The sequence below is a fragment of the Streptomyces sp. DH12 genome (genome assembly GCF_020873895.1).
Lineage (GTDB): Bacteria > Actinomycetota > Actinomycetes > Streptomycetales > Streptomycetaceae > Streptomyces.
On sequence record NZ_JAHWGT010000054.1, the window covers coordinates 22,978 to 33,215 of the forward strand.

8 protein-coding genes are annotated in these 10,238 nt (G+C 77.6%); 2 read left to right on the forward strand and 6 right to left on the reverse strand.

Going from position 1 to position 10,238, the window contains the following annotated elements; genetic code table 11:
* Window positions 1-72 precede the first annotated feature (72 nt).
* The 4 genes from LPA54_RS31095 to LPA54_RS31110 all read right to left on the reverse strand — a co-directional run bounded on the left by LPA54_RS31095 (window position 73) and on the right by LPA54_RS31110 (window position 4,310).
* On the reverse strand, window positions 73-1,998 hold the full coding sequence (locus tag LPA54_RS31095; protein WP_228984061.1) for an ABC transporter permease: 1,926 nt from the start codon (window positions 1,996-1,998) through the stop codon (window positions 73-75).
* A 145-nt stretch (window positions 1,999-2,143) separates the two neighbouring features.
* On the reverse strand, window positions 2,144-2,947 hold the full coding sequence (gene modA / locus LPA54_RS31100; protein WP_228984063.1) for a molybdate ABC transporter substrate-binding protein: 804 nt from the start codon (window positions 2,945-2,947) through the stop codon (window positions 2,144-2,146).
* A gap of 102 nt (window positions 2,948-3,049) precedes the next feature.
* Window positions 3,050-3,445 (reverse strand): molybdopterin-binding protein, encoded by a 396-nt coding sequence (locus LPA54_RS31105; RefSeq protein ID WP_228984064.1) that lies wholly within the window; start codon window positions 3,443-3,445, stop codon window positions 3,050-3,052.
* 139 nt (window positions 3,446-3,584) lie between these two features.
* Entirely contained in the window at window positions 3,585-4,310 is a 726-nt protein-coding gene (locus LPA54_RS31110) for a bifunctional 2-polyprenyl-6-hydroxyphenol methylase/3-demethylubiquinol 3-O-methyltransferase UbiG (protein ID WP_228984066.1), read from the reverse strand.
* 143 nt (window positions 4,311-4,453) lie between these two features.
* Between LPA54_RS31110 and LPA54_RS31115 the strand changes: the two genes are divergently transcribed.
* Window positions 4,454-5,176 carry a dienelactone hydrolase family protein gene (locus tag LPA54_RS31115; RefSeq protein ID WP_228984068.1) on the forward strand — a complete coding sequence of 241 codons (723 nt, stop codon included), beginning with the start codon at window positions 4,454-4,456 and terminating at the stop codon, window positions 5,174-5,176.
* Between the two features lie 353 nt (window positions 5,177-5,529).
* The gene (locus tag LPA54_RS31120) at window positions 5,530-6,138 is read left to right on the forward strand and encodes a response regulator transcription factor (RefSeq protein WP_228984071.1); all 609 of its coding nucleotides are present in this window, start codon (window positions 5,530-5,532) and stop codon (window positions 6,136-6,138) included.
* A 103-nt stretch (window positions 6,139-6,241) separates the two neighbouring features.
* Here LPA54_RS31120 and LPA54_RS31125 read toward each other — a convergent pair whose 3' ends face one another.
* Together LPA54_RS31125 and LPA54_RS31130 are read right to left on the reverse strand one after the other, a co-directional pair.
* The gene (locus LPA54_RS31125; protein ID WP_228984073.1) at window positions 6,242-8,032 is read right to left on the reverse strand and encodes an ABC transporter ATP-binding protein; all 1,791 of its coding nucleotides are present in this window, start codon (window positions 8,030-8,032) and stop codon (window positions 6,242-6,244) included.
* Window positions 8,029-9,945 carry an ABC transporter ATP-binding protein gene (locus tag LPA54_RS31130; protein ID WP_228984076.1) on the reverse strand — a complete coding sequence of 639 codons (1,917 nt, stop codon included), beginning with the start codon at window positions 9,943-9,945 and terminating at the stop codon, window positions 8,029-8,031. The genes LPA54_RS31125 and LPA54_RS31130 overlap by 4 nt, the downstream gene beginning before the upstream one ends.
* Window positions 9,946-10,238 lie beyond the last annotated feature (293 nt).

Sequence of the window (10,238 nt, forward strand, 5' to 3'; positions counted from 1 at the left end):
GGTGGCAGGCCCGGTCGTCGTGTCGGTCACTCCCCGGTCGCCGCGGAGCCGTGGAAGGTTGCCGCCCCGCGCTCAGCGGGGGACGAGGGTCACCTCGGTGGCCTTGACGCTGGTGAACACCTCCGTGCCCTCGGTGAGCCCCAGGTCGCAGGCGGCGGCCGGGGTGATCTCCGCGACGAGGTCGGGGACGAGCGGGGAGACGACGAGCACCCGCATGCGGCTGCCGACCGCGGTGATCTCGCGCACGGTGCCGGGCCAGCTGTTGCGGGGGCTGCCGGTGGGGGGTTCCCGGTGCAGGGCCACGGCCTCCGGCGGGACGACCGCGAGGGCGTCGGCGCCCGCCGCCAGCGGTTCGGCGGCGACGACCACGGCGCCGCCCGGGAGGGCGAGGCCCACGGCGGTGGCCGTGCCGGGCCAGGCGTTGCGCCCGAGCATGCGGGCCACCCACGGGGACCGGGGGTGGCGGGTCACCTCGGCGGGCGCCGCGTCCTGAAGGACGCGGCCGTCCTCCAGGACGAGCACCCGGTCGGCCAGCGACACCGCCTCCACCGGGTCGTGGGTCACCAGCAGGCACACGCCGCCGAAGCCGTCGAGGTGCCGGCGGAGCGTGTGGCGGACGTGGGCGCGGGTCGTCTGGTCGAGCGCGGCGAGCGGCTCGTCGAGGAGCAGCAGGCGCGGGCGGGCGGCGAGCGCGCGGGCGAGCGCCACGCGCTGCGCCTGCCCGCCGGAGAGCCGGCCGGGGCGTCGGTGGGCGAGGTGCCCCACCCCGAGGCGGTCGAGCCACTCGCGGGCCTCGGCCCGGGCGCGGGCGCGCGGGACGCCCTGGGCCCGCAGCCCGTAGGCGGTGTTGGCGAGGGCGGGGAGGTGCGGGAAGAGAGCGCCGTCCTGCGGCACCCAGGCGACCCCGCGCCGGTGCGCGGGGAGGGCGGTGACGTCCGTGCCGCCGAGGACGAGCCGGGCGTGGGAGCGCTCGGTGAGGGCGAGCAGGGCCCGCAGCAGGGTGGTCTTTCCCGCGCCGTTGGGACCCACGAGGGCGATGGTGCTGCCGGGCGGGGCGTCGAGCACCAGGTCGTTGAAGCCCGTGACCTCCGTGTGGAGGGACCACGACCCCGTGACGGCGGGCGCGGCGGACGGCGTCTCGGCGCGCGGTGCGGCGGGGGCGTCCCCGCCGTCGGGGACGTCGCGCGGGGGGGCCTCCGCACGGTCGGCGGGAGCCGCGTTCCACCGGCCCCGCAGCGCCACGAGCACGGCCATGGCGAGCGCGAGCAGCAGCAGGGACACGGACGTCGCCGCCTCCGGCTGCTCCTGGAGCAGCAGGTACACCTCGAGCGGCAGCGTCCGGGTCGCGCCGGGCAGGTTGCCGGCGAAGGTGATCGTGGCGCCGAACTCGCCCAGCGCCCGCGCCCACGTCAGCGCGGCTCCCGCGACCAGTCCGGGGGCGACCATCGGCAGCGTCACGGTGCGGAACACCCGCAGCGGCCCGGCGCCGAGGGACGCCGCGGTCTCCTCGAACCGCCGGTCCAGGCCGCCGAGGGCCCCCTCCAGGCTGATGACGAGGAACGGCATGGCCACGAAGGTCGCCGCGAGGACCGCCCCCGAGGTGTGGAAGGGCAGGGTGACGCCCAACCCGTCCTCCAGCCACGGCCCGAGCAGCCCCCGGCGTCCGAAGGCGAGCAGCAGGGCGACGCCCCCGACCGTCGGCGGCAGCACCATCGGCAGCAGTACCAGCGACCGCACCAGTGCCTTCCCGCGGAACGGCACCCGCGCGAGCAGCCACGCCAGCGGCACGCCGAGCACCAGTGACAGGCCGAGCGACCACAGCGACACGACGAACGACAGCCGCAGCGCCTCGACCGCGGCCGGGTCGGTCAGGTGCGCCCCCAGGTCGCCCCACGAGGTGCGGGCGAGGATGCCGACCAGGGGGAGCAGGAGGAAGGCGATCGCCGCGAGCGCGGGCAGGGCCAGGGCGGCGGGGGTACGCGGCCGGAGGCGTCTCATTGGCATGTCCTGTCGGTGGTGCGGGGAGCGGTGGTGCGCAGTGCGGCGGCCGCGTCGGACCGGGGCGGCGGCCGTCGGGGAGGCGCCGGGGCCGGGGCGGGGACGCGGGGGGCGTTCCGGCCCGGTCGGCGGGGCGACCGCCGGGTCAGGGCCGCTGGAAGCCGGCGTCCCGCAGGATGCCCTGCGCCTCGGGTCCGGACAGCCACGCCACGAACGCGGCGGCGGCCTGTGCCTCCTCCGAGTCCTTCAGGACGGCAGCCGGGTAGGAGGCGACGGTGTTCCGCTCGTCGGGGACGGCGACCGCGTCGACCTTGTCGCGGGCGCTCTCGGTGTCGGTCCGGTACACCAGTCCCGCGTCGGCCTCGCCGAGCTCGACCTTGCTCAGGACGGCCCGGACGTTCGGCTCCTCGGAGACCGGCTTCAGGACGACCTTCCGCGCGGCGAGGACCTTCGCGCTGTACTTCCCGGCGGGCACCTCCGGCGCGGCGAGGACCACCTTCAGCTTCGGGTCGGCGAGGTCCTCCAGCGTGTCGACGCCCCGGGGGTTGCCCTCGGCGACGGCGATGACGAGGCGGTTCCTCGCGATGACGGCGGGGGTGCCGGTCTCGCCCCGCACGTTCTCCATGCTGGCGGTGTCGGCGGTGACCAGCACGTCGGCGGGGGCGCCCTGCCGGACCTGCGCGACGAGCTCCTGCGAACCGGCGAAGGAGAAGGTGACCTTCGTCCCGGGGTGGGAGCGCTCGTACGCGGCGCCGGCCGCGGTGAAGGCGTCGGTGAGCGAGGCGGCGGCCAGGACGGTCAGGCGCGCGCCGTTCGCGCCCTGCGCGGAAGGGCCGCCGTCGGCCCCGCCCGTACCGCACGAGGCGAGCGGCAGGAGCAGGGCGGCCGCGAGGACGGCGGCGGCACGTCGGCGGCGGGGGGCGGGACGAGTGGTGGTGGTGCGGGACATGGCGGTGGACTCCCGGGTGGGGCGTGCGCACGGGCGGGGCGCCGGTGCGCGGGCGGTGGGCCGCCTGGGCGCGGGCGCTCCCGCCGGTGCGGGCGCGTGCGGTCAGGCGCGGTCGATGTGCACGTTGGTCGACTTCACCCGGGCGGTGGCCCGCATGCCGACTTCCAACCCCAGCTCCTCGACGGCCTCGCGGGTGAGGAGGGAGACGAGCCGGTGCGGCCCGGCCTGGATCTCGACCTGGGCCGCGACGTCACCGAGCTTGACCGCGGTGACGATGCCGGGGAAGGCGTTGCGGGCGGAGGTGTACGGGGTGTCCTCGTCCTCCGTCCCGCCCTGGGCGACCTCGATCGAGAAGGCCGCCAGGTCGCGCCCCTCGATGAGGCGGCGGCCCGCCTCGTCGCGGTGGGTCGTGACCCGGCCGGCGTCCGCCCAGCGCCGCACGGTGTCGGGGCTCACCCCGAGGAGCCGCGCGGCCTGACCGATTGTGTAGGACTGCATGTGCGCCACGCTAGGCCCCACGGCATCGCAGCTGCAAGGATTGTTCCCTTCCTCCATGGCATCTGCGGCTCGGTTGGAGGAAGCGCCGAAGGGGCCGCGGGGCGCGGCACGGCGGGTGGGGGAACGCGTGGCGGCGGGTTCAGGGGCGACCCGCCAAGAAGACGAACTCGCGGCCGGGCCGGTCGGGCGCGTCACGCACCTCCTGCGGTACGTACCCCTCGGCGAGCAGGTCCGCCTCGACCTCCGACCGCCCGCGGAACCGCAGCGTCGACTCCGAGGTGAGCACCCGCCCGTCGGCGGCGAGGACGTACGTCCAGCGGAACGCCACCAGCGGCAGGCTCACGTCGGTCACCTCCACCCAGCTCTCGACGGTGCCGGTGCCCGGCACCCGCGTCACGCGGTACGACGCCTCCCGGTTCCACCCCTCCCAGGCGCGTGCCGCCGGGTCACGCGTCTCGAACACGAGCCGGCCGCCCGGCCGCAGCGCCGCGCGAGCACCCCGCAGGGTCCGCCGCCACTCCTCCCGGCCGGTGATCTCCTGGGCGACGTTCGCCGTCATCGTGGCCAGGTCGGCCCCCAGGGGAGGAAGGTCCGACGCGTCGCCGAGGATCCACCGCACCGACGCGGCCCCCGGCTTGCGGCGGGCCACGTCGAGCGAGGCGGCGGCGGGGTCGACCCCGACCACCTCCACGCCCGCCCCGGCGAGGAGCAGGGCGAACACCCCCGTACCGCACCCGATGTCCACCACACGGCGGGCGCCGAACTCCTCGACCACGCGGACGTACGCGTCCAGGTCGCCCCGGTCGGTGTCGAGCGGGTCGTACAGCGCGGCGAGCCGCGGGTCCGTGTAGCCCTCGTCAGCCATACGGCGCAGGCTACGGGCCCGACCCCGGGTGCGTCGCCGGCGGCAGCGCCCGCGCCCGGGCGGAGCGGACGGCGGCCCGGCCGCCGTCCGACGGCGGTGAACATCCGTCCGAACAGGCGCGGCGATCACTACAGTCCGGTCCCATGACGGTCACCACGCGCACGGTCGCCTACCCGGCCGACGGCTTGACGATGATCGGGCACTTCGCGCTCCCCGCCGGTGCCGACCGCCGGCCCGCGGTGCTGATCGGGCCCGAGGGGCCGGGGCTGAACGACTTCCAGCGCCGCCGGGCCGACGCGCTCGCCGACCTCGGGTACGTGGCACTGGCCTTCGACATCAACGGCGGACGCTGGTTCACCGACCCCCAGGAGATGCTGGCGCACGTCACCCCGCTGCTCGCCGACCCCGACCGGATGCGGGGCATCGGCCACGCGGCGCTCGACGTGCTGCGCGCCGAACCGCGGACCGACCCCGACCGGATCGCCGCCGTCGGCTACGGCACCGGCGGCGCGATCGTGCTGGAACTGGGGCGCGACGGCGTCGACCTGCGCGCGATCGGGACGGTCAACGCCGTGACCACCGGCCGGCCGGGGGAGGCGGCGCGCATCCGCTGCCCGGTGTGGGCCGGCGTCGGCTCGCAGGACCCGATCATGCCGCCCGCCCAGCGGGAGGCGTTCGCCGCCGACATGCAGGCTGCGGGCGTCGACTGGCGCCTCACGGTCTACGGCGGTGCCCTGCACGCCTTCCACCACCCGCCGGTCGACCAGGCCGTGCTCCCCGGTGTCGGCCACCACCCGCGGCACGCGGAGCGGGCGTGGCGCGACGTCGTCGACCTGCTCGCCGAGTGCGTGCCCGTGACGGAGTGACCCGTACCCCCGGCAGTGCGCCGGCCTGAGGCGCCCGGCATCGGTGCCCGGCGACGGCCGGTACGGCGGGTCAGGCCCCGCTGGCCGGGCGAGCGTGTGCCCATGGCGCTCCCCGGGCCGAGGCGCCGTCCGAGCTTCCTCTGCCACGCGTACGCCGGTTGAGGTAAGAGGTGCACACAAGCGCGTGGATGCACAAGGGGCGCCCACGTAGTCGAATCGTGCGCCCCCTTACGCCCCACCGCGATGTTCCCGCGCGGCGGAGCGGGGCAGTCGCATGGGTGGCATGCGCGCGGCATCGCCGTGTGCCCGCGCCCGGTCCGTCGGCCGGGTGTCCACCGGGAGGGGAAACCGTCATGACGAAGGTCCTTGTGCTGCACAGCGTCGGCCTGATGCGGTCCGCGTTGTCGGCGCTGCTCAGATCGGAGGAGTCGTTCGACGTGTTCGACTCGGGCTGGCGCGCCGCCCGCCGGAGCGCGGAGTCCTTACGGCCGGACGTGTGCGTGGTCGACCTCGACTGTCCGGGTGCCGCGAGCATCCTGGAGGGCGGGCAGCAGGACGGGGGAGCGGCGCTCGACCCGCGCACGCGGCTGCTGGTGCTGGCCTCCGCGGCCAGACCGGGGGCGCTGCGCAAGGCGTTCGAGGCACGGGTGCTGGGGTTCGTGGACAAGAACGGTTCCCCACGCCGGCTCGTGCGGGCCATCCGCGAGGTGGCGCGGGGCGAGCGATTCGTCGACGAATCGCTCGCCTTCGGCTTTCTGGAGGCGTCCAGGATGCCGCTGACGGCCCGTGAGCTGAGCGTGCTCGCCCGGGCGGCCGAGGGGGAGACGATCGCCGAGATAGCGCGCGGCCTGCACCTGTCCAACGGCACGGTGCGCAACTACATGGCGTCGGCCACCCGGAAGGTCGGCGCGCGCAACCGCATCGACGCGATACGGATAACGCAGGGCGCAGGATGGGTGTGACCCCGGCCTGGCGCCGCCCGGAGTGGCCACCGGACCTGCGACCACCGGGACTTCGGACGCCGGACTCGCGGCCACCGGACCTCGTGGGGCCGGCCCGGTCACCTCAGACCGGCGAGACACCCACCAGGTCGCGGTAGAGCGGCGACACCTCCAGCAGGGCCTCGTGCGGGGCGCACGCCGACCGTGTCCCGTCCAGTACCAGCACGCGGTCCGCCCGTACGGCCGAGGACAGTCGGTGGGCGACGACGACCAGGGTGCCGGGACGTGCCGCGAGCGTGCGCTCCGCGTGCTCCTCCGTGTCCGGGTCGAGGTGGCAGGTCGCCTCGTCCAGGAGGAGCAGGGGAGCGGGGGAGAGGTGGGCCCGCCCGAGCGCCAGGTGCTGCCGCTCGCCCTGCGACAGCGCGGACGGGTCGACCGTGGCGTCCAGGCCGCCGAGCCGCCGTACCAGCGGGCCGAGGCGCAGCGCCTCCACCGTCGCCCCGACGTCGCCGGGGGGCGCGTCCGGCCGCAGGTAGCGGAGGTTGTCGCGGACGGTGCCGCTGAAGACGTACGCCTCCTGGGGCAGCAGGGCGCGGCGCGGGTCGGGTCCGGGCGGGCCGCCCGGCCGGGCCGGGGCACCGGCGACCAGCACGGTGCCGCCGGACGGGGCGAGCACCCCGGCGAGGACGGCCAGGAGCGTGGACTTGCCCATGCCGCTGGGGCCCACGACCGCCAGGTGCTCCCCGGGCTCCACCACGAGGTCCAGCCCGTCGAGGACCGGGCGCGCCCGAGGGCCGTAGGCGAAGGTGACCCCGCGCAGCTCGGCCGCGGCCGAGGACCCTGCGGCGCCCTGCCGCGCACCGCCGCCGGTGCGCGCCCCCGGCTGTTCCACCGGGCGGGCGGGGGCCGGTGACGGGGTGTCCCCCGGCAGGGCCGGCTCGGAGGTGCCGAACCGGTCGAGCACCACCACCAGCCGGGTGCCCGCCGCGCCCAGGGCGCTCATCAGGGCGTGGACCGCCGGCAGCAGCGACTGGACCAGGTAGGTGAGCGCTCCCAGCAGCGTGCCCGCGGTGACCCCCCGCGCCAGCAGCCACGGCGTCGCCACCACCAGGGCGACGACGGGCAGCCTCCCCGCCGCCCCCAGGGCGAGGGTCCGCACCCCCGCCCAGCGGGCCAACCGGCGGGCCAGGCGCTCCTCCGCGGCGACGAGCCCGCCCACCTCCTCGGCGACCGACCGCCGTCCCCCGCACGCCACGACGTCCCGCAGCCCCGCGCCGACGGCGCCGACCTCGGCCGACAGCGCCTCGTCGGTGTCCAGGAAGGCGCGCTGCGCCGCGGCCATCGGCGCGAGCGTCGCGAGGAACAGGCCCAGCCCCAGCACCAGCGGCGGCAGGACGACCAGCACCAGCGCGGGCGCGAGGGAGGCCATGCCCAGCAGCGCCCCGAGCGCGGTGAAGAGGAACGACCGCCCGGCGAGGACGAGCCCCGCGAAGCCGTCCCTGGCCATCTCCGTCTGGTGGACGAGCCGGGACACCGCCGCCGCGCCGTCGCCCGCCGTGCCGCCGGCGCGCGCCGGGCCGGCGACCGCCGAGGCCAGTGCCCGCGCCACCGCACGGCGCACCAGGCCGTCGCGCAGCGGCTCGACGAGCTCGGCGAGCCCGGCGAAGACCCCGCGCATCGCCAGGCCGCCGACCAGCGCCGCGCCCGCGGCGACCGACAGCCACAGCAGCCCGGTGCCGGGACGCCCGGCGAGGAACCCGTCGTCCAGGGCGCGGGCCACCCCGTACCCCAGGAAGAAGGTCTGCGCGGACTCCAGCAGGGACCAGCCGGTCAGGACCAGGAGCGCGCGTCGCCGGCGCAGCAGGAACCGGCGGGCCTGGGGTGCGAGGCGGCGCAGCGCCCCCCGCCCCTTCACCGGCCCGCCCCGCGGCCCGCTCCCGCCGCGCCCCCGGGCGGCGCGGCGCCCGCCGACGGCTCCCCGGCTGCCACCACCTCCGGACCCTCCGCCTCCGCCCCCTCCACCGGCAGCCGGGGCCCGCACGTCGTCCCGGTCACGTCCCCGACCGCCTCCCCGATCACCTCTGCGCACGCCTCCGCGCACGTCGACCCGGTCCCGCCCCCGCGCCCCCCGGCTCCGGCGGGCCCGTCGGAGCCCGACGGGTCCCGTACGGCGAACACCGCCCGGTACTCCGGGTCCCGCCACAGCGCGGCGTGCGCCCCGACCGCCCGTACGCGTCCCTCCTCCAGCCACACCACCAGGTCGGCGCGGGCGGCGGAGGACAGCCGGTGCGCGACGACGAGCCGGGTACCGGGGCGCACGTCACGGGCGAGCGCCCGCTCGACCTCCCGCTCGGTGACCGTGTCGAGGCTCGACGTGGCATCGTCCAGGATCAGCAGCCGGCCCGTGTGCGCGAACGCCCGTGCCAAGCCCAGGCGTTGCAGTTCGCCGCCGGACAGCGGCGCCCGGTCGGTCGGCGTGTCGTACCCGGCGGGCAGCCGCTCGACGAAGCCGTCGGCGCCGGCTGCCCGCGCGGCCGCGCGCAGCGCCCCGTCCGGGGGCGTGTCCACCCCGAACGCCAACGCGTCGCCGACCGTCGCGCCGAACAGCGCCGGGCGTGCGAACGCGTACCCGACCTCCCGGCGCAGGCACGCCTCGCCGAGGGAGTCCAGCCGGACCCCGTCCAGCAGCACCTCGCCCGCGTCGGGGTCGGTGAGCCGCCCCGCGACGCTCGCGAACACCGACTTGCCGGCGCCCGAACGGCCCACCACGGCCACCCGGGCGCCTCCCGGCAGTACGACGTCCACGTCCCGCAGGACGGCGGCGCCGTCGCGCTCCACCGACACGCCGCGGAGCTCCACCGTGCCCGGGCCGCCCGCCGGCAACGCCCCGTCCCCGTACGGCAGGGGCGGCAGCCCCAGCGGCTCGGCCACGCGGCGGGCGGCGGCGCGGCCGCGGACCAGGGCGCCGAGCAGCCCGGCCACCGCGCCCACGCCCGCGGCGAGCGCGGCGTACCGCGACACCGCCAGCAGCTCGCCCACGCCGATGGCCCCGGACGCCAGGCGCAGCCCGCCCACGGCGAGGACCAGGCACACCAGCAGCGGCAGCAGCACCCCGCTGCGGGCCACCGCCCGGCCGTACACCCGCCACATCCGCCGTCCCTCACGGGCCAGTTCGGGCAGCGGTTCGAGGACGCGCCGCCGCTCGTGGGCCGCCGTACCCGCGGCGGCGACGGTCCGCGCCCCGGCGAGTGCCTCCACCAGGCGCGCGGCGATCCGCGACTGCGCCGCCTGGTAGTGCCGGACGCTGTCGGAGGAGTCGGCCGCGAAGGCGCGCAGCAGCAGCCACAGCGCCGGGACGCCGGCGAGGAAGGCGGCGCCGGTCCGCCAGTCGATGAGGAACAGCGCGACCAGCCCGCCCAGCGGAGGCAGGACCGAGGCGGCGGTCGCCGCGGCGCCGGCGGGCACGGTGCCCGCCTCCGCGGCGTTGGCGGTCAGCCGGGTCGCGAGGTCGCCGGGCGGGAACCGGGCGGCGTCGTGCGGTGCGGCCCGCAGCAGCCCCGCCACGCCCCGGATGCGCAGCCTGCGCGTCGTCCGGGCGTTGGTGACGCCGGTCAGCTGGGCGACGGCGGCGTCGAGGAAGAGGTCGGCCGTGATGAGCGCCGCGCACAGCGCGGTCCAGCGCGCCGCCCGGTCGTCGCCGGCGAGCAGCAGGTCGAGGGTGCGGCCGAGGACGGCCGGTTCGGCGAGGGTGGCGGCGGCGGAGGCGAGGGAGCAGAGCAGGAGGGCCGCGGTGTGCCCGGCGCTGTGCCGGAGCGCCCCGCGGAGCATCCGGTCGGCGGTGCGGGCGGGGTCCGGCGGCGGCAGCGGTGTGCGCTCGGCTGGCATGGCGGGCGGCTCCTTCCTCCTCCGGCTTCCCCCTCCGGCCGGTACGGGCCCGGGACGGCGGGTCCGGACGGTCCGGACGGGTGCCACCGCACGGAAGGCCGCGTGGCGGCCGTACGGGGCCGGGAGGGCCGGGCGGGGCGTACGGGTCGTGGGCGCGTGCGCCCGGGCACCCGCACGGCCGCGTACGTGTACGGGTACGGGAGCAGGGCCGCGGCCCCCGTAGGACCCCCCCCCGG